The organism is Burkholderia sp. BCC1972, assembly GCF_905339605.1.
Classification (GTDB): domain Bacteria; phylum Pseudomonadota; class Gammaproteobacteria; order Burkholderiales; family Burkholderiaceae; genus Burkholderia.
In genome coordinates this window covers 75,484-95,395 of sequence record NZ_CAJPGH010000025.1, presented here as the reverse complement: position 1 = coordinate 95,395, position 19,912 = coordinate 75,484, and the positions used below count along the sequence as shown (strand labels likewise).

Annotated in this window: 13 protein-coding genes and 1 riboswitch; of the genes, 4 read left to right on the top strand and 9 right to left on the bottom strand. The window is 67.9% G+C overall.

The annotated features are described in order from the left end of the window. Positions 1–24 precede the first annotated feature (24 nt). Positions 25–1,689, bottom strand: coding sequence for an acid phosphatase (locus U5798_RS28725; RefSeq protein ID WP_322083927.1), 1,665 nt, complete (start codon positions 1,687–1,689; stop codon positions 25–27). 472 nt (positions 1,690–2,161) lie between these two features. Between U5798_RS28725 and ftsH the strand changes: the two genes are divergently transcribed. Further along, a complete protein-coding gene (ftsH, locus tag U5798_RS28720) occupies positions 2,162–4,138 on the top strand; it encodes an ATP-dependent zinc metalloprotease FtsH (RefSeq protein ID WP_322083926.1) in 1,977 nt (658 codons plus the stop codon). Between the two features lie 39 nt (positions 4,139–4,177). On the opposite strand, the gene otsA is transcribed toward ftsH, so the two are convergent. The 3 genes from otsA to U5798_RS28705 all read right to left on the bottom strand — a co-directional run bounded on the left by otsA (position 4,178) and on the right by U5798_RS28705 (position 10,233). Next, the gene (gene otsA, locus U5798_RS28715) at positions 4,178–5,584 is read right to left on the bottom strand and encodes an alpha,alpha-trehalose-phosphate synthase (UDP-forming) (protein WP_124447357.1); all 1,407 of its coding nucleotides are present in this window, start codon (positions 5,582–5,584) and stop codon (positions 4,178–4,180) included. 487 nt (positions 5,585–6,071) lie between these two features. Beyond that, complete coding sequence (locus U5798_RS28710) at positions 6,072–7,685, bottom strand: methyl-accepting chemotaxis protein (RefSeq protein WP_322083925.1); 1,614 nt, start codon at positions 7,683–7,685, stop codon at positions 6,072–6,074. Between the two features lie 466 nt (positions 7,686–8,151). Continuing rightward, positions 8,152–10,233 carry a TonB-dependent receptor gene (locus tag U5798_RS28705; protein ID WP_322083924.1) on the bottom strand — a complete coding sequence of 694 codons (2,082 nt, stop codon included), beginning with the start codon at positions 10,231–10,233 and terminating at the stop codon, positions 8,152–8,154. A gap of 364 nt (positions 10,234–10,597) precedes the next feature. Further along, positions 10,598–10,754, top strand: a riboswitch (FMN riboswitch). 66 nt (positions 10,755–10,820) lie between these two features. Between U5798_RS28705 and U5798_RS28700 the strand changes: the two genes are divergently transcribed. Beyond that, the gene (locus U5798_RS28700; protein WP_124447361.1) at positions 10,821–11,327 is read left to right on the top strand and encodes a 6,7-dimethyl-8-ribityllumazine synthase; all 507 of its coding nucleotides are present in this window, start codon (positions 10,821–10,823) and stop codon (positions 11,325–11,327) included. A 68-nt stretch (positions 11,328–11,395) separates the two neighbouring features. Here the strand turns inward: U5798_RS28700 and U5798_RS28695 are convergent, their stop codons facing one another. The 3 genes from U5798_RS28695 to U5798_RS28685 all read right to left on the bottom strand — a co-directional run bounded on the left by U5798_RS28695 (position 11,396) and on the right by U5798_RS28685 (position 14,641). Continuing rightward, the gene (locus tag U5798_RS28695; protein WP_322083923.1) at positions 11,396–12,841 is read right to left on the bottom strand and encodes a sialidase family protein; all 1,446 of its coding nucleotides are present in this window, start codon (positions 12,839–12,841) and stop codon (positions 11,396–11,398) included. A gap of 454 nt (positions 12,842–13,295) precedes the next feature. Continuing rightward, positions 13,296–13,727, bottom strand: coding sequence for a MarR family winged helix-turn-helix transcriptional regulator (locus U5798_RS28690; RefSeq protein WP_322083922.1), 432 nt, complete (start codon positions 13,725–13,727; stop codon positions 13,296–13,298). After that, the gene (locus U5798_RS28685; RefSeq protein WP_322083921.1) at positions 13,724–14,641 is read right to left on the bottom strand and encodes a serine aminopeptidase domain-containing protein; all 918 of its coding nucleotides are present in this window, start codon (positions 14,639–14,641) and stop codon (positions 13,724–13,726) included. Before U5798_RS28685 ends, U5798_RS28690 begins: the two co-directional genes overlap by 4 nt. A gap of 297 nt (positions 14,642–14,938) precedes the next feature. Between U5798_RS28685 and U5798_RS28680 the strand changes: the two genes are divergently transcribed. Further along, positions 14,939–15,907 (top strand): ABC transporter substrate-binding protein, encoded by a 969-nt coding sequence (locus tag U5798_RS28680; protein WP_124447371.1) that lies wholly within the window; start codon positions 14,939–14,941, stop codon positions 15,905–15,907. A gap of 61 nt (positions 15,908–15,968) precedes the next feature. Beyond that, positions 15,969–17,063: an LLM class flavin-dependent oxidoreductase gene (locus U5798_RS28675; RefSeq protein WP_322083920.1), complete on the top strand. Its 1,095-nt coding sequence runs from the start codon at positions 15,969–15,971 to the stop codon at positions 17,061–17,063. A gap of 70 nt (positions 17,064–17,133) precedes the next feature. Here U5798_RS28675 and U5798_RS28670 read toward each other — a convergent pair whose 3' ends face one another. Together U5798_RS28670 and U5798_RS28665 are read right to left on the bottom strand one after the other, a co-directional pair. Beyond that, positions 17,134–18,066, bottom strand: coding sequence for an ABC transporter substrate-binding protein (locus U5798_RS28670; protein ID WP_124447375.1), 933 nt, complete (start codon positions 18,064–18,066; stop codon positions 17,134–17,136). A 34-nt stretch (positions 18,067–18,100) separates the two neighbouring features. Next, positions 18,101–19,897: an amino acid ABC transporter permease/ATP-binding protein gene (locus tag U5798_RS28665; RefSeq protein WP_322083919.1), complete on the bottom strand. Its 1,797-nt coding sequence runs from the start codon at positions 19,895–19,897 to the stop codon at positions 18,101–18,103. Positions 19,898–19,912 lie beyond the last annotated feature (15 nt).

Sequence of the window (19,912 nt, the reverse complement as noted above, 5' to 3'; positions counted from 1 at the left end):
GCCGGTCAGGCGGCTGACTGGCGGTCAGCCGAGATCGAGCGCGTTCGTCAGGTCGCCCGGCGGCGTCGCGCCGCGTGCGGCGAACGCCTTGTCGCGCGCGACCACGCCGTCGAGCGGCGCGAGCCCGTGCACGCGGCTGATGAAGCGCAGGATCGAGTTCGTGTCGTACATCGTGTGATCGACGAAGCCCTGCTTCGCGAACGGCGAGATCACGAGCGCCGGAATCCGCGAGCCGGGGCCCCAGCGGTCGCCGACCGGCGGCGCGACGTGATCCCACCAGCCGCCGTTCTCGTCGTGCGTCATCACGATCACGGTGTTTTCCCATTGCGGGCCGCGCCGGATATGGTCGATCACGGTCGCGATGTGACGGTCGCCCGATTCGATGTCCGCATAGCCCGCATGCATGTTCAGGTTGCCCTGCGGCTTGTAGAACGTGACGGCTGGCAGGCGGCCGGCGTCGATGTCGGCGATGAAGCGGTTGGTCGACGGCTCGTCGCCGAGCCCCGCGTCGCGCAGGTGCCGGCGGCGGGCTTCCGTGCCCGGCGCGTAGTTCACGAAGTAGTTGAACGGCTGGTGGTGGTACTGGAAATCCGGCACGGTGCCCGTGTCGCGGTGCTCGAGCGCGTACTGCCACGCGCCGCTGTACCACGCCCAGTCGACGTTCTTTTCCGACAGGCGATCGCCGATCGTCGCATAGCCCTGCGGCGGCATCACGCGATGGTCGGCCGGATCCGCATACGCGGCGTTGCCCGGATCGGGCGGCGGCACGTAGCTCGGCTGGTACGGCGGCGCCATCGTATTCACGCCATAGCCGTCCGGCGTCAGCGGGCCGTCGACCGCGAACTTCGGCGGGCCGTCGAGCGCGGACGCGGGCGAATCGTCGGCGAGCTTCAGGCGCGTGCCGGCCGGATCGTCGCCTTCGACCTTCGACAGCAGTTTCGCCGCATGCGGATGCTTGTGCGCGTCCGGGTACAGCGGCGGCTGCGCGGAGATCAGGAACATGTGGTTCATCCACGAACCGCCGAAAGCCGCCATGAAGAAGTTGTCGCACAGCGTGTATTGCCGTGCGAGGTTCCACAGCCGCAGCGAATCGGCCGAGTTGCGGTAATGGCCCATCACGAGGCCGCCCGAATCGGCCCACGCGGCGAACTGGTTGTTGCGGCCGGCGGCGATCTGCATCTGGTTCTGGTAGAAGCGGTGCCAGAGGTCGCGCGTGATCACGCCGTTCGGCAGCGGGTTGCCTTGCGCATCGGCGATCCGGAACGGCGCATTCGGCAGCTTGTCGATATCGCGCTCGGCGATCGCGTAGCGCTTGCCGCCCACTTCCTGCGCCTGCGGCACGAGCCCGCCCCAGATCTTCGGCAGCACGGGCAGCGGGGTCTTGCCGTCGCGGTCGAGCTGCTGCGCGTGTTCGGGCCGCACGTCGCCGAGCGGATGCTGCACGCCGGGGAAATCGCCGTACAGGTTCGCGAAGCTGCGGTTTTCCGCGTAGATCACGACGATGTGGCGCACGTGCTGGCGCAATGCTTCGTCGATGCGCAGGTCGGCGGCCGAGCGTGGTGCGCTGCCGGCGGTGGTTTCACAGCCGCTGAGCGCGACACCGGCACCGAGTGCGGCGAGGCCGCCGAGTACGCGGCGGCGGTCGGGATCGGCGGGAAGGTCGTCGGGGCGATCGGGGGTATCGGTCACGTCGTGGGCTCCTCGAATGTCGGGTGGGCAGTGTCGTTCGATGCGCGGCGGCGCCGCTCAGGCTGCCGCGATGCGTGACGGCATGCAATGCCGGGCGCGGCGCGGCAAGCGCGGGCAGCCGTATTGTCATAAAAATGTCACGATCGCGACTATAACGCGCCGCGTGCCGGGAACGAAAGCCGTTCGTCGGATGTATCGACGCATGCGGCGGGCGATGCGGGACGTGCGCGCGCGAACTAGACTGGATGCAGGGGCGGCGCGTCGCGGCGTGCCGCCCGGGCGAGGATCGCCCGGCGGCGCCGGCCGATGGCGTCGCCGCGGCGTCGTCGATGCGACGAAACGAGGCGACACAGCGAGGCGACGATGGCGCGGATGGATGCCGTTTTCGCAGGGCCGCCGATGCCGCGTGCCGGTTGCGCGCGCGTGCCCGTGTGAGCGCACGCCGCGCAGCACACGAGGCCGGCCCGATGTCATGGACAGGAAATTCGACTACCCGGGATTGCTGATCGCGGCGGGCTTCTTCGTGCTGTTCGCCGCGCAGTTGCTGATGCTGCATCCGACGTCGGCATCGATCGCGTACAGCGATTTCCACAGGCTCGTCGCCGCACGGCTCGTCGACGATCTCGAGGTCGGCCCCGCGTCGATCTCGGGCACGCTGAAGATGCCGCAGGCCGGCACGATGCTGCCGGCATCCGAAGCGGCTGCCGTGCAGCAGGTCGGCGCACCGTGGCGCTTCACGACCAACCGCGTGACCGACGAGCACCTGACCGACACGCTGACCGCCGCCGGCATCCGCTATCACGGCACGCCCGACACGGGCTGGATCGCCGGGCTCGCGTCGTGGCTGCTGCCGCTCGTGCTGTTCGTGTTCGTGTGGAACATGATGCTGCGCAAGCGCGGCGGGCTGCAGGACTTCACCGGGATGGGCAAGAGCCGTGCACGCGTGTACGTGCAGCAGGAAACCGGCATCACGTTCGACGACATCGCGGGCATCGACGAAGCAAAGGCCGAGCTGCAGCAACTGGTCGCATTCCTGCGCAATCCCGACCGCTACCAGCGGCTCGGCGGCAAGATCCCGAAGGGCGTGCTCGTGGTGGGCGCGCCGGGCACGGGCAAGACGCTGCTCGCGCGCGCGGTGGCCGGCGAGGCGGCCGTGCCGTTCTTCTCGATCAGCGGCTCGGCGTTCGTCGAGATGTTCGTCGGCGTGGGCGCGGCGCGCGTGCGCGACCTGTTCGAGCAGGCACAGCAGAAGGCGCCGTGCATCGTGTTCGTCGACGAGCTCGATGCGCTCGGCAAGGTGCGCGGCGTCGGCCCGATGTCGGGCAACGACGAACGCGAACAGACGCTCAACCAGCTGCTCGTCGAGATGGACGGTTTCCAGGCCGGCTCGGGCGTGATCATCATGGCCGCGACGAACCGTCCCGAGATCCTCGATCCCGCGCTGCTGCGCCCGGGCCGCTTCGATCGCCACATCGCGATCGACCGGCCCGACGTGAACGGCCGCCGGCAGATTCTCGGCGTGCACGTGAAGCGCGTGAAGCTCGCGGCCGACGTCGACCTCGGCGAGCTCGCATCGCGCACGCCGGGCTTCGTCGGCGCCGATCTCGCGAACGTCGTCAACGAGGCCGCGCTGCATGCGGCCGAGCTCGGCAAGCCCGCGATCGGCATGGCCGACTTCGACGAGGCGATCGACCGCGCGCTGACGGGCCTCGAACGCAAGAGCCGCGTGATGAACGCGCAGGAGAAGCTGACCATCGCGTATCACGAGGCCGGCCATGCGCTCGTCGCGGAAAGCCGCTCGCATTGCGACCCGGTGAAGAAGGTGTCGATCATTCCGCGCGGTGTCGCCGCGCTCGGCTATACGCAGCAGGTGCCGACCGAGGATCGCTACGTGCTGCGCCGGAGCGAACTGCTCGACCGGATCGATGCGCTGCTCGGCGGGCGCGTCGCGGAAGAGCTCGTGTTCGGCGACGTCTCGACCGGTGCGCAGAACGATCTCGAACGCGCGACCGCGATGGCGCGCCACATGGTCATGCAGTACGGGATGAGCGAGAAGATCGGGCTCGCGACGTTCGACGACGGCGATGCGCGCCAGGGCATGCCCGGCGCGTGGCATCCGGGCGACGGCCGCTGCAGCGAGCACACGGCGCGGATGATCGACGACGAAGTGCACACGCTGCTGGCCGATGCGCATGCGCGAGTCGCGGCGACGCTCGGCGAGCGCCGCGAAGCGCTCGAACGCATCGCGCGACGGCTGCTGCAATGCGAGGTGCTCGAACGCGACGCGCTGCAGGCGTTGATCGACGGGGGCATCGAGCCGCCGTCCGCCACGTCGGCGGCGCCCGGCGACGAAGCCGGCGCGCGGGGCGGGGCGATCGAGACGGAACAGGCCTCCGCGGTCGAACGCGACTTCGTCTCATACGGGCGGCCGCACGAGCCCGATCGCTGAACGCGTCGCGCCGGCCTGCCGGCAGCGTGCGTCAGCGCGTCACGATTCGGCCGCGGCCGCGACTTCGGCCGCTTCGGCGAGTGCGTCGAGAAAGCGCGTGCGCCACCAGTGCACGTCGGTCTTGCGCACGATCGCCATCAGCGCCGAGTGACGCTGGCGGCGCTCTTCGAGCGGCATCGTGAGCGCGCGCTGGATCGCCTGCGCGGTGCCTTGCGTGTCGTACGGATTGACGAGCAGCGCCGACTTCAGTTGCTCGGCCGCGCCCGCGAAACGCGACAGCACGAGTACGCCGGGATCGGCCGCGTCCTGCGCGGCGAGGAATTCCTTCGCGACAAGATTCATCCCGTCGCGCAACGGCGTGACGAGCGCGACGCGGCTCGCGCGATAGAGGCCCGGCAGGCGCTTGCGTGCAACGGTGCGGTGAATGTAGCGCATCGGCATCCATTCGAGTTCGCCGTAGTCGCCGTTGATCGCGCCGCACAGGCTGTCCATCTCGCGCCGCAGGTCGTCGTATGCGCCGAGATCCTCGCGGCTCGGCGCCGCGATCTGGATCAGCGTCGCGCGGTTGCGGTTCTCCGGATACTGTTCGAGCAGCTGGCGGAACGCATGCACGCGCTGCGGCAGGCCTTTCGTGTAATCGAGCCGGTCGACGCCGACGAGCAGCTGACGGCGCGAATATTCATCGCGCATCCGTTCGAACATGTCGAGGCCGTCGCGATCGCGTGCGAGCGACTCGAATTCGTCGACGTTGATGCCGATCGGGAATGCACCGGCCGACAGCGTGCGGCCGAACGCTTGCAGGCGGCCGTCCGGCAGCCGCGCGGCGCCGGCTTCCGCTTCGACGTAATGCTCGAAGTGAAGCAGGTCCGATTCGGTCTGGAAGCCGACGAGGTCGTACGCGAACAGCGAGCGCATCAGCCATTCGTGCTCCGGGATCGCGGCCATGATCGGCGGCGGCGGCATCGGGATGTGCAGGAAGAAGCCGATCGGATTCGTGCAGCCCATCGCGCGCAATTCGGCCGCGAGCGGAATCAGCTGGTAGTCGTGAACCCAGATGGTGTCGTCGGGACGTAGCAGCGTGCGCAGCTTGCGCGCGAACAACTGGTTCACGCGCCGGTAGCCGTCGGCGAAGCGCCGGTCGAACTGCGCGAGATCGAGCCGGTAGTGAAACACCGGCCACAGCACGTTGTTCGAATAGCCGAGGTAGTACGCGTCGTAATCCTGCGGATCGAGATCGATCGTCGCGAGCTGGATGCCGCCGACGTTCTGGACCTGCACATCGTCGCCATGCGCGGGCTGATCGTCGCCGCCGCGTAGCCTGCCGCTCCAGCCGAACCATACGCCGCCGGTTTCCTGCAGGCTGTCCTTCACGGCGACCGCGAGGCCGCCGGCCGCGGCTTTACGGGGATCTGCGATGCGATTGGATACGACGACGAGTCGGCTCACCAGCTCTCCTGACGATTGTTGGGGGAAGATTTGTGCGGCCAAGGCGCGAGAAGCAGACGCCGCCATCGGCGCGCAGTGCGCGATGCGATGGGGCCGCAATGCGAACGGACGGGAGTCAGGGCACGCGATTCGCCGTCCGAACGGGGAGTGCTTTTTCAAGCATACTCGTCATTCGCTCGTTTTAAAAGTCTGTATCGGCGAGCGGGGCGGGCGCGAATGCAGCGCGATTTCCATGACGGCGGTATGGCAACACACGATACCCGGGCGGGATCGAAATTTGCGCGATGCGGCAAACGCAGTGTGCGCAACGGCGTGCGGAGGACCTGCACGGTCGCGTGTCGTGGATCGGCAATGCGCGACGCCGTGCATGAATACGGCCGCACCGGACGACGATGCGCTGCTGCATCGCACGGTGTGCGCATGCGGCACGCAGACGGGCAGGCGGAACAGCGTGCGCTTCCCCGTCTTGCGGCCGTATCGGTATCGGTTACACGACGGCCGGCTGCCAGTGATGCGTGCCGGCCTCATGCGCACCCGGCGACGTCGCGTGCGTGCCGGACGGCATCCGGAATGCAGCAACCGTTTCGGACAGCTCGCGGCCTTGCGCCTCGAGCGACTTCGATGCGGCCGCGGCCTGCTCGACGAGCGCGGCGTTCTGCTGCGTCGTCTCGTCCATCTGCGTGATCGTCAGGTTCACCTGGTCGATCCCGCGGCTCTGTTCCGCCGATGCAGCCGCGATCTCGCCCATGATGTCCGTCACGCGCGCGACGGCCTGCGTGACGTCGGCCATCGTCTTGCCGGCTTCGCCCGCGAGCGCCGAGCCGTCCTGGATCGTCTGCACCGACGCGGAGATCAGCTCCTTGATTTCCTTCGCTGCCGTCGACGAGCGCTGCGCGAGACTGCGCACCTCGCTCGCGACGACCGCGAAGCCGCGGCCCTGTTCGCCCGCGCGAGCGGCCTCGACGGCCGCGTTCAGCGCAAGGATGTTGGTCTGGAATGCGATGCCTTCGATGATGCCCGTGATGTCGGCGATCTTCGACGAGCTCTGGCCGATTTCCGTCATCGTGTCGACCACGCGGCCGACCACCGAGCTGCCGCGCTGCGCGACGTCCGACGCGTTCGCGGCGAGCGTGCTCGCCTGCTGCGCGTTCTCCGCGTTCAGCCGCACCGTCGACGTGAATTCCTCCATCGTCGCGGCGGTTTCCTGCAGCGACGCGGCCTGTTCCTCGGTGCGCTGGCTCAGGTCGAGGTTGCCCGACGCGATCTCGCTCACCGCGTGCGCGATGCTGTTCGACGAATCGCGCACGCGCCCGACGATGCCGATCAGCCGCTCGTTCATCGTCCGCAGTGCGTCGAGCAGGTCGCGCGTTTCGTCGTTGCCGCTCACGTCGATGCGGCTGCCGAGATCGCCGTCCGCCACCGTGCGTGCGACGTCCACGGCCGAGCCGATCGGCACCGTGATCTTGCGCGTCAGCCACAGGCCGCCGGCGGCGGCGACAACGACCGCGATCAGGCAGATGCCGGCCAGCAGGTTGCGCTCCATCGCGTAGCGGTCTGCGAATTGCTGCGCGATCGCGAGTTCGCGTTCATGCGTATAGGCGGCATACGCGTCGGTCGCACGCACCAGCTGGGCGAGCAGCGGGCGGCAATTGTCGTCGATGTCGGCGATCGCTTCGTCCTTCTTGCCGGCCTGTGCGAGCCCGACGATGCGCAGCGCGACGGGCCCGTAGCTGCCTTCGATGCGCACGATGTCGCCCACCAGCTCGCGTGCGCGATCGGACGTATCGGTCGCGTTCGCCATCATGTCCTTCAGCTTCGCGAGATGCTCCTGCACGTCCTTGTGCGCCTGGTTCACGTCGACGAGTTCGGCCTCGACGTCGGCCGGCTTGGTCGCGAGTACGAGGTTGCGCGCGGCGATCGCGCGTCGGTCGACGGCGGTGCGGATTTGCGCGGACAGGTTCGCCCGCGCGTTGATGCCGTTCATGTAGCGTGAAAACTCGGCATTCGTATCGGACAGTGCCTTGAGGGCCACGCCCGACACGATCACGACGACCGCGGCGAGCAGGCCGAAGCCGCCAAGGAGTTTTGTCTTGATGCTCATTCTGGCGATTTTCACGATGTGCCTCTGTGCGTGTGGTTGGCAAATGGATTTTATTGTTCGACCAGATACGGGCTCGTGCCCGCATTAACGGGTATGCGAGATGTTTCTTTACCCTTCGAAAACCCTGATATTAGTTTTTCTAGCGTTGAGAGCGTTATCCGGCGGGCGTTCTTGATAAAGATCAAAAAATCGCCTGTCGCCCGTGATTCAAGGGTTTATATGTGGAATTTGAAACCGGTTTTATTGATAAAAACAAAAACCATCTTTTTTATAATAATTGTCTGATGATTTCGTTTCGATTTATGGATGAATACTGGAATTTCGTTTTCGGTGAATCACGGAAGGTGCCGATACGAATGTCCGGCGTACGCCGCCTGACTGGCGCGATGGGCAGATAAACGGAAACGGGCACGCCATGTCGGCGCGCCCGGACGGCCCGCGGCGGGCGCCGCGGGCCGTACAAGGGTCAGAACGTAGTGCGCAACCCGGCCATCACGCTGCGGCCGCCTTCGGGCGCGAAGCCGCGCACGACCGACGTCGAATAGCGGATCTCCTGGTTCGTCAGGTCGTCGCCGCGCAGGTAGGCGAGCCAGTGCGTCGGGCCGACACGGAACTTGTAGGTCAGCACCACGCCGAGCGACGTGTAGCCGTCGGTCGAGAAGTCGTTGTCGGGCACGCGATGCTGCGACCACGCGTGCGTGACCTGTGCGCGTGCGCCGAACGGGCCGTAGCCATAGTCGGCCGCGAGCGTCGCGCGCAGCGGCGCAATGCGCGGCAGCGGCTGGCCCGTGTCGACGTTGCGCGCATGCGTGTAGTCGGCCGTCAGTTCGAGGTCGACCGTGTGGCCCCGGCGCGAGAACGCGCGCCATTTGCCGTCCAGCTCGACGCCGTAGAACTCGGCGCGCACGCCGCGATAGATCGCCTCGTTCAGCGAGCCGTCGGTGCCGGGCGCGACGGGTTCGCCGTCGCCGTCCACGACGCGGCCCGTGTTGTACTCGGTCAGGTAGTTCGAGAAGCGGTTGTAGAACACGCCGACGCTGCCGCGATTCGGGCCGCTCGCATAGCGCAGCGACAGGTCGGTCGACACGGCTTTCTCCTTCGATGCGTTCGGGTTGCCGATCAGGAACTGGCCGGTCGCATCGTGCGGGCCGTTCGAATACAGCTCGTAGAAGGTCGGCGCGCGTTCGGTGTATGCGACGTTCGCCGCGACCGACCATACCGGTGTCAGCGAAAACAGCGCGCCGGCCGACAGGCTGCCCGCGTTGAAGTCGCGCGGCTGCGCGCCCGCGAATTTCTCGACGCCGGCCGGATCGGGGTCGACCTTCACGTGCTCGAAGCGGCCGCCGAGGCTCAGCTTCAGCGCGGGGACGACCTGCCATTCCTCGAGGCCGAACAGCGCGACGCTGTTCGTGCGCGTGGACGGCACGAGCAATTCGTCGCCGAGCGCGGAGAACGTGTTCTGGGCGAACTGCACGCCGATCGCGCCTTCGAACGGGCCGATCTTGCGATGCCGCGCCTCGATGCGCGCTTCGTAGCCGCGATTGCGGAAGGTGGTCGCCGTCTCGCCGTTGTTGACTTCCTTGTGGCGATAGTCGGTGTACGCGAAATCGAATTTCAGCTTCGTGAACGGCCCGCTCAGGTTGCGCACCTCGGACGCGAACGCAAGGCGTTCCTGCCGCATCCGCAGCCGCACGTCGCTTTCCGCGACCGAGCCGTAGTTCGATTCATAGCCGCTGTACGACAGGCCCGCGAAGCCGTCGGCCCACGTGTACGACGCGCCGACCGCGCCGCCGTGCACGCGGCCGTCGCTGTTCGGCACGTTGCCTTCCGGCTGCGGCGTGTCGGGGCCGTCGACCGCACGTTGCTGGCTGCTGCGCGCGTAGCCGGGAATCCGCAGCTTGCTCGTTTCGCGGTCGAACGCGTCGACGTGGAACGCGAAGCGGCCGTTGCCGCCTTCGACCTGCGCGGCACTGGCGCGCACGGAATTCGCGCCGCCGTAGCGCGCGTCGAGCGCGCCCGTCACGCCTTCGATCGCTTCGCGCGGAATCCGGTTGTCGATCGTGTTGACCACGCCGCCCACTGCGTTGCCGCCGTACAGCAGCGCGGCCGGGCCGCGCACGATCTCGACGCGCTCGATCGACAGCGGATCCTGCGGCACCGCATGGTCATACGACAGCGACGACGCGTCGTAGGCCGCGACGCCGTTCTGAAGCAGCCGGATCCGGTCGCCATCCATCCCGCGGATGATCGGGCGGCCGACCATCGGCCCGTAGGTCGTGGTCGACACGCCGGGCAGCCCGTTGAGCGTTTCGCCGAGCGAATCGGCCTGGCGGCGCGTCAGCGCATCGCCGGAGAGCTGCACGGTCGGCGCGATCAGTTCGGTGTCGCCGAGCGGGTTCGCGGTCACGAAGATCGGTGCGAGCGAGGTGGCGGCCGGCGCCGGGTTCGACGACGCGGGTGGTTCGGTCTGCGCATGGGCGACGGCGGCGAGCAGCATCAGCGAAAGGGGCGAGAGCGGGCGAAGCGGTAAACGAGGGAGGTCGCGCATGGTCGGTGAATCGGTTGGAATCGGGATCGGATAACGAGCGATGCGGATCACGGCTGGATACGATATATTGTTGCGTCGCTGACGCGCAGTGACCCGCTGGAACATCGCTCGGCGAGACTCGGCCACCACGGTGGAACGGCGTCAGGCGAACGAGCTCGCGAAATGATATGTTATATCATTTCAAATTCCAAGCCGGCAGGCAGGTTCCCGTGGGGTTTCTGTCAGATCGGTGAAAAGGGCGGCTGGAGCGGAGGGGGATTGCGGGAAATGACCGGGGGCGCGTCGGGCGCATGACGCGAGCGGCGACGTCGAAGAGCCGACACGACGAGACTGTGATAGATTTCCGGCGCGGCCGATGTGCCGCGAACGTTCTCAGGGCGGGGTGAAATTCCCCACCGGCGGTAATCGCGCGATTGCGCGTAGCCCGCGAGCGCTTGCCGGCACGCATGTGCATGGCAAGGTCAGCAGACCCGGTTCGATTCCGGGGCCGACGGTCAAAGTCCGGATGAGAGAGAGCGGGGTTCGTTGCGTACGCAAGGTACGCGGCTTGTCCCTGTGCGCCCATTCAACTCACACAGGACCTATCGATGACCCAACTTGCTTCCCCCTCCCAAACTGCCGCGCCGCGTATCGCCTTTGTCCAGTCGTGCTGGCACAAGGAGATCGTCGACCAGTGCCGAAACGCGTTCGTCGACGGGCTCGCCAACGCGAACCTGAGCCGGGCGGATTGCGATTTCTTCGAAGTGGCAGGTGCCTTCGAGATCCCGCTGCATGCCAAGCTGCTCGCGAACACCGGCAAGTACGCGGCCATCGCGTGCGCCGGCCTGGTGGTCGACGGCGGCATCTATCGCCATGACTTCGTCGCGCAGGCGGTGATTTCCGGTCTCATGCAGGTGCAGCTCGAAACCGGCGTGGTGGTGCTGTCGGCGGTGCTGACGCCGCATCATTTCCACGGCGCCGAGCATGTCGCCTACTTCCACGAGCACTTCCTCGTGAAGGGCGCGGAACTCGCGCATGCATGCGTCGATACGATCGGCAAGGTCGCCGCGCTGAAGGCGGAATCCGTGGCCGCCGCGATTCCGCAGGCTGCCTGACGCATTGCGGTGCGAATGCCGCCGCGCGACGCAGGGTGTCGCGCGGCGGCATGGCTACGGGCGTCGCGTCACGGTGCGAAGAACACGTCCGTGCGGTTCGTCAGGTTGCCCGCGCTGGTCTGCACGAAGAACGGGTGGAACGACGATGACGGGAGCACGTCGAGCCCCTGGTAGTCGCCGATGAAGAACCCTTCGGCGTTGGGCGCGAGCTTCATGTCGAACGGGCCGCCGACGCGCCGCTCGTCGGCGAACGTCGTGCCGCCGTCGAGCGAGATCTTGCGCCAGAAGCCGGTCGGCAGCGTCGTCGTGTTGCCGGCCAGCAGGTCACGGAAGTCGTAGTAGGTGACCATCACGGCGCCCGTGTTGTCGACGCGCACCGACGGATTGAACGCGGGGCGCCCGGTCGGCGTGTTCAATTGCTGCGGCGTGCTCCATGTCGCGCCGCCGTCCTTCGACGTCGATACCGCAATCTCGTCGTACTTGCCGCCGTTGAAGCGGCTGTCCTGCCACACCACGTAGAGCTGCCCCGATGCGGGATCGATCGCGGGTTCCGGAATGATGTCGCCGGTGCGTACCGGTTCGCCGGTGTTCGGATCGGTGACGCCGACCGTCTGCAGCCCCGCGATCACCTGCGGTTTCGTCCACGTCGCGCCGTCGTCGGTCGACTTGATGAACGCGACCTTGCCGGCCGCCTTGCTGAACGGCGGCTGGATCAGGTCGAAGAAATCGTATAGCGTGCCGCTCTTCGGATCGACGACGATCTGGTTGCCGATCGTCTGCTGGCGCGACGGCACGTCGACGATAACCTTCGCAGCGGTCCACGTCTTGCCGCCGTCGGTCGTCTTCGAGAACAGCGTCGGCCCGCGGTACGCCTTCGTGTGCAGGTTCGCGTACGGGTTGCCGTTCGGCAGTTCGAGACGATCCCATACCGCATAGGCAGTACCGGCCTTCACGGGGTTCGCCGTCACCGATTCCTTGTCGTTGAAGAACTGCGTCGTCGGTTCGTCGTTCGCGATCAGCACGGCCGGGCTGCTCCACGTCTGTCCGCCGTCGGTCGAGACCGACGCGGCCACCGCGTTGCCGTTGTTCGACTGGTTGAACGAGATCGACACCGAATACGCGGTGCCGTCCGGCCCGAACGACACCCACGGATCGGACGCGCGCTCGTATTTCAGCCCGCCCGGCGCGCATGCGCTGAACGGCTGCGGCGTGCGCGCCCAGGTCGCGCCGCCGTCGAACGTGTAGCCGGCGACGAGCCCGTGCGCGCCGCCGTTCGACCAGCGGTCCTGCTGCCACACGCCGATCATGTTCGTCGGGTTCGCCGGGTTGACCGCGAGCCACGGTTCCACTTCGGCATTCACGTAGTTGGTGCCGGGGCCGCCGATGGTGCACGCGGCGAACGGGCTCGGGCCGGACACGACGACAGGCTCGGCGTGCGCCGCGGCAGCGGCGGCCATCGCCATCGCGGCGGACAAACGGGTGACAAGCGAAGGGGACACGATCGTGCGTCGCATGGACTGCTCCTCGTTGACGTGCGGCTGCGAAGGCACGGCACGAGGCGGCCACGCGAGCCGGGGCGCGACGAATCGTGCCGCGCGCGTTGCTGCGTGTCGTTCAGGATGCCGTTTCAGCGATCGCAATCCGCGTGCGCTGGAACCCGCCAGCACATCGGTTAAGACTCCTCTTCATTCTCATTGCTTGTCGGGTGTGTCTGCGATGTCGACCCGACGGGAAGGCCAGTCCGGGCATGCGACGAATGTGTCGAAGTGGATTGCAATGTAGGTGATTCGAATGCCGCGCGACAGGCAGTTTTTTGTAACAGTCGGTAGCCGGAAAGCGTTGCCGGCGGCGTGTGTCGGCAACGCAAATTTTGCCGTCGCGACGACATGAAAATCGAATCGAAAACACGAATCGCAATCGCTTTCGATTGATGCCGGCGCGAGTCGGTTGCGGCGGCCAACGTGCCGTTCAGCGCTCCGCCGGGAACCGGTCCTGCAACGCGCGCAGCCAGCGCGAAACGACATCGAGTTCGTCGTCGGAAAACCCGTCGCACAGCTTGCCGTTCAGTTCGCGCAGCAGCACGCGTGCGCGCTTGAGCGCCGCGTGGCCTTCGTCGGTGAGGTACAGCCGCGTTGCACGGCCGTCGTCGGAATCGGCATGACGCGTGATGAGGCCGGCTTTCGCCATCCGGTCGGCGAGGCCCGTCATCGCGGACGGCGCGAGCTGCAGCGCGGCGCCGACTTCGCCGATCAGCGCGCCATCCTGCTTCGCGAGACAGAACAGCGCGCCGGCCTGCGCGGCGCTCGCGCGCGTCTCGGTTTCGGCCTTGCGGTCGATCCAGCGCTGCACGCGCCGCTGGCCGATGTTCAACATGAAAAACAGTCGTCGGTCTTCGCTCAAGCTGGGTTCCCGGCTGCAATGGAAAGGGAGGGGCGGCCCGCGGTGCGTGGCGTGTCGAGTGCCTGCACGAGCCAGTCGGCGACATCGGGCCACAGCACGGTGCCGGGCCGGCTGCGAAAGAAGCCCATGTGCCCGACCGGGCCGCTGCCCGCCGCGCGCGGATCGATCTGGCGGCGTTCGACCTTCGCGCGGGTCAGATAGCTTACCAGCAGGCCGATCGCAGCCGGGTTCGCCCACGGATCGTCGTCGAAGCCGAGTACGAGGATCGGCAGCCGTTGCTTCGAGAAGCGCTCGGCTGCACCGAGCGTCGGATCGTCGAAGAAATAGTGCGGCAGCGTCGTCCAGCGGCTCCATTCGCGGAACACGCCGGCCGGCAGATCCTCGCCGAGCCCGAGCCGCTTGCCGGGGACATAACCCAGCAGCGCTGACATCAGCGGGCCGAGCACGCGCAGGATCAGCCGCACCTTCAGGCGTTCGACCGCCTGCGCGATCAGCCGCGTGCTGCCTGCATGTGCGGCGACGAGCACGGCCGCGCGCAGGTGCGTGGTGGCGCCCGACAGCCCGATTGCATGCCCGCCGACACTGTGGCCGACCGCCAGCAGCGGCAACCCTTCATGCGCCTGGCGCGCCCATGCGGTCGCGGCGCCCACGTCGAGCTCCATCCAGTCGCGCATGCGGGCCTTCAACGCCCCCAGGCGGGCGGGCCGCGATGCGCCGATGCCGCGGTAGTTGTAGGTCAGCGCCGCGAAGCCGCGTTCGGTCAGGAAGCGCGCGAAGCCCGCATACAGCCGTTCGGGCACGGCCGTCGCGGGATGGATCAGCACCAGCGCACGCGGCGCGGCGTCCGGCAACCACAGCGTGCCGTGCAGCGTGTAACCGTCGGCGGCGGAAAACTCGATGGGTTCGGCGGTCATGGCCATCCTCGTTCCGGGTAGTTGTTTCGCATGCGAAATATAGTCCGGGATTTATTTCGTGCGCGAAATATCTGTCGAGGATTCCTTCGAACGGCAGGCGGCCGAGACTGGTCCGCGCACAGCGCGTCCGAGTTCACTTCATAAAATATTTGCATCTTTACAAAGCAGAATATTGCGTTTGTCTCATGAAGCCGATCGACGTATCTTCACCGGTTCAATCCGTTCCGCCGGCCGTCGCGCATGGCGGACCACGCGGCGGCGCCATCGCGCTGCCGCCCGCCAACCTTCCGGGAGATCATGTTGTCGAGCCGAATCGTCACGGCGCTCTTGCTGGCGCTTGCCGCGCAGCCGGGCATTGCCAAGGACACCGTCACGCTGCGCGTCGGTGAGCAGAACTACTTCAACATCCAGGCCTCGATGGAGGCGTCCGGCGTATTGAAGGACCTGCCTTACACGATCGAGTGGAAGCACTTCCAGGCGGCCGCACCGGTTGCCGAAAGCCTGAACGGCAACGCGATCGACGTCGGTTTCCTCGGCGATTCCGCATTGCTGACGCTGGCTGCGCGCGGCGCGCCGGTGAAGGTCGTCGCGGTATCGCGGCAAAGCCTCGACGGCGTCGCGATCCTCGTGCCGAAGAATTCGCCGGTGCGCACCGTGGCCGACTTGCAGGGCAAGACCATCGCCGTATGGCGCGGCGCGTGGAGCCAGCAACTCGTGCTGCGCGCGCTCGAACACGCAGGCCTGCGCGCCGATTCGGTCAAGTACGCGTACCTGATGCCGATCGATGCGACCAACGCGTTCGCGAACGGCTCGGTCGACGCCGTGTCGTTGTGGGAGCCGTTCGTCAGCACGCTTGCGCTGCGGCAGGGCGCACGGCCCGTGACGACCGCGCAGGGGCTGATGCCCGCGCTGAGTTTCGTTGCCGCGAACGAGCAGGCCGCGTCGGACAAGCGCGCCGAGATCACCGACTTCCTGCGGCGCGTGGTGGCCGCGCGCCAGTGGGTCGACAATCACCCGCGCGAGTATGCGGACCTGTGGGCGAAACGCGCGAAGCTCGAGCCCGACGTCGCGTATCGCTGGCTCAACAACGCGAAGCAGCGCGTCGGCCCGGTCGACGATACGGCCGCGAAGGACGCGCAGAACACCGCCGACTTCCTGCACAAGGCCGGCGTGATTCCAAACGCGTACGACACGGCGAAGCTGCTCGACCGCTCGTATGCGGGCGCGTTCGCCGTGCCGGCGCAGAAGACGGCAGCGGCGCAGTGACCGCGCGGCCATTCCGACGATTTCCCCGATTTCCGATCGACGTACCCGAGGACATTCCGACATGCCAGTCGACATCATCGGCATGATCACCGCGACGCCCGGCGCGGAGGTCGACGTACCGGGCGGCGCGGCCGTCCAGCCCGACTACGTGCGCCGCTTCGCGCAGGCGCACGAGGCCGCCGGCTTCGACCAGGTCCTGGTCGGCCATTTCAGCAACGCGGCGGACGGCTTCATCGTCGCGTCGTTCGCGGCTGCCGCGACCGAGCGCATCCGCATCCTGCTCGCGCACCGGCCGGGCGTGATCGTGCCGTCGGCCGCCGCACGGCAGATCGCGACGCTCGACGTGTTCAGCGGCGGCCGGCTCGCGCTGAACGTCGTGTCGGGCGGCGACGACGCGGACCTGCAGCGCGACGGCGATTTCGTGCCGCACGATGCGCGCTACCGCCGCACCGGCGAATATCTCGACGTGCTGAAGCGGATCTGGCTGGCCGATGCGCCGGTCGATCACGACGGCGCCTTCTACCGGCTGCGCGGGGCGTCGGCGCTCGTGAAAAGCGCGCAGCAGCCGCACGTGCCGATCTATTTCGGCGGATCGTCGCCGGCCGCGCTGGCCGTCGCGGGCGAGCATGCGGACGTCTACATGACATGGGGTGAGCCGCTCGACGCGGTGCGCGAGCAGATTGCACGCGTGCGGGCCGCCGCCGCGCCGTTCGGCCGCGTGCCGCGGATCAGCGTGTCGTTCCGGCCGATCGTCGCCGATACGGAAGCCGCCGCATGGGAAAAGGCCGAGGCGATCCGCGAGCGCGTGCGCGCGGCGCGCGTCGCGAACGGGCAGCCGATCGCCGGGCACGCGCCGCAGAATGCGGGCTCGCAACGGCTGATGGCGGCCGCCGCGCAGGGCGACGTGCTCGACGAGCGGTTGTGGATGGGTGTCGCGAACCTGACCGGCGCGCGCTGGAATTCGACCGCGCTGGTCGGCACGCCGGAACAGGTCGCACGGGCGCTGGGCGCGTATTACCGGCTCGGCGTGTCGACGTTCCTGATTCGCGGCTTCGATCCGCTCGACGATGCGCTGGCCTACGGGCGCGACCTGATTCCGGCGATTCATGCGCAGGTTGCGGCACTCGACCGGCATCAGGCCGCCGTGCCGGCGTAGACGAACGAGCCGCACGCCGAATCGCCCCGGCATGTCCCTCGCGGCATGCCGGGGCGCTTGCCTTCATTCGTCAGAACGACGGCAGCCCCGGCGGATTGGTCTCCGCGCGTGCAATCGCTTCGCTCTGCAAACCCCAGCGCGCCAGCGCCTGCCCGTAGCGGCCGCTGCCGATCAGCGCATTCGTCGCGAGCGTCAGCGCCGGTGCCAGCCCGCTGCCGCGACGCGTCGCGATCGCGACGTCGGCATTGGCCGGCCAGCCCGCATTGACGACGCCGACGCGTCGGATCTTGCCGGTGCGCGCGGCCTCGTATGCGAGCGACGCGTTCGGGTTCAGCTCCGCATCGGCGCGGCCCGACAGCAGCGCGACGCGCGCCGTCGCGTCGTCGTCGAAATAGAGCAGCTCGGCCGGCTTCAGCCCCTGCGCGACGTTGCGCTTGCTCCATTCGAGCAGGATGCGCTCCTGGCTCGTGCCGGCGCCCGTGATGATCCGCAGGCCGGCGATGTCCTTCGGCTCGGCGATGCTCGCGATCGGGCTGGCGGTGCGCACATAGAAGCCATGCAGCCCGAGTCGGTAGGTCGTGAAGTCGTACTTCTCCTTGCGCTTTTCGGTGACGCCGACGTTCGAAATCACCGCGTCGTACTTGCCGGACGTCAGCCCGAGCGGCCAGTCGGCCCACGCGATCGGCACCAGCACGAGCGTGCGGCCGAGCGCGTCGGCGACGAGCTGCGCATAGTCGGGATCGGCGCCGACCACCGTGCGCGCGTCGGTCGCGTAGGTCGACACGGGCGGCGCATGCGGCGAAATCGCGACCGTGAACGCGCCGTCGCGCACCCAGCGGTAAGCGGCTGCGGCACGGATCGCCGCGTCGTCGCGTGCCGCGCGCAGGCGGCCGGCCTGGCGCGGGTCGAGATCGGCGGTTGCCGCCGCGGCGTGCGCGGCCTGCCACGGCAGGACGGCTGCCGCAGCCAGCGCGGCCGAGATGAACTGGCGACGGTCGGTCATCGTGCGGTCCCTCGCAGGTCGGAAGCCGCGCGCATCACAGCACCCGCGACAGGAAGGCGCGCGTGCGCGGATGCGACGGCGCGTCGAGCACGACGGCCGGCGGCCCGGCCTCGACGATGCGTCCTTGCTCCATGAACAGCACGGTGTCCGCGACTTCGCGCGCGAAGCCGATCTCGTGCGTGACGATCACGAGCGTCGTGCCCGAGCGCGCGAGTTCCTTGATCACGTCGAGCACTTCGTTCACGAGTTCGGGGTCGAGCGCGGACGTCGGTTCGTCGAACAGCAGCACCTTCGGCCGCAGCGCGAGCGCCCGTGCGATCGCGACGCGCTGCTGCTGGCCGCCCGACAGCTGGCGCGGGTACGCATCGGCCTTGTCCGCGAGGCCGACACGCGCGAGCAGCGAGCGCGCGGTGCGTTCGGCCGCGTCGCGCGTCACGCCGCCGACGGCGACCGGCGCTTCGATCAGGTTCTCGAGCACCGTCAGGTGCGGGAACAGGTTGAAGTTCTGGAACACCATGCCGACGGCCGTGCGCCGCTTCAGCACGTCACGCTCCTTCAACTCGTGGAGCACGTCGCCGTCGCGGCGATAGCCGATCAGTTCGCCGTCGATGTCGATGTAGCCGTCGTCGACGCGTTCGAGATGGTTGATCGTGCGCAGCAGCGTCGACTTGCCGGAGCCGGACGGCCCGACGATCACGGTCACGCTGCCGCGCGGCGCGACGAACGACACGTTGTCGAGCACGCGCTGCATGCCGAACTGCTTCGACACGCCGTGCACGGCCACTTCGCCGCCGGTGCGCGGCGCGGCGGAGGTAGCGGCATCGGCGACGGCATCGCTGTCGACGCGCGCGATCGCTGCCGCGCGGCGCGACGCGGCACGCCGCCACAGCGCGCCGATGCGCACGAGCGCGAACGTGAGCACGGACGGCGGCGGGTTGCGCAGCGCGCCGCGTGCATAGTGCCGCTCGACCTGGACCTGGATCGCCGACAGCACGGTCAGGATGATCAGGTACCAGACCGTCGCGACCATCAGCAGCGGAATCACTTCGAGGTTGCGCCGATAGATCACCTGCACCGTGTAGAACAGCTCGGGCATCGCGAGCACGTACACCATCGACGTGCCTTTCGCGAGCGTGATCAGGTCGTTGAACGCGGTCGGCAGGATCGCGCGCATCGCCTGCGGCAGCACGATCCGCGTGGTCTGGCGGCCGCGCGGCAGCCCGAGCGCGGCGGCGGCTTCGAGCTGCCCCTGGTCGACCGCGAGAATGCCGCCGCGGATCACTTCCGCGGAAAACGCCGCGTGGTTCAGCGTGAGGCCGAGCACGGCCGCGAGGAACGGGCTGATCAGGTCGGTGGTCGGCGCCTCGAACCACACGATGTCGGTGAACGGCACGTCGAGCCGCACGTGTTCGTACAGGTAGCCGAGGTTGTTCAGGATCAGCAGCAGCACGATCAGCGGAATCGAGCGGAACAGCCACACGAAGGTCCATGCGCTCGCGGACAGCAGGCGCGAGCGCGACAGCCGGGCCAGCGCGACGAACGCGCCGAGCGCGAAGCCGAACACCGCGCCGAGCAGCGTCAGCACCAGCGTGCGCGCGAGCCCCGACAGCACCGGCGGCGACAGGAACCATTCGGCGAATACCGGCCAGCCCCATTGCGGGTTGCCGAGGATCGAATGCAGCGTGATCGCGATCAGCACGAGCGCGAGCACGGTGCCGGCCGTGCGCGACCGGTGGCGAGCGGGCACGATCCGCAAGCGCGTGCCGGCGTCGCGCGCGACGGGGGAAGAGAGCGGCGGCAGCGCGCCGCCGAGATGGGTCGTGTCGCTCATGGCGTTGGAAATCCT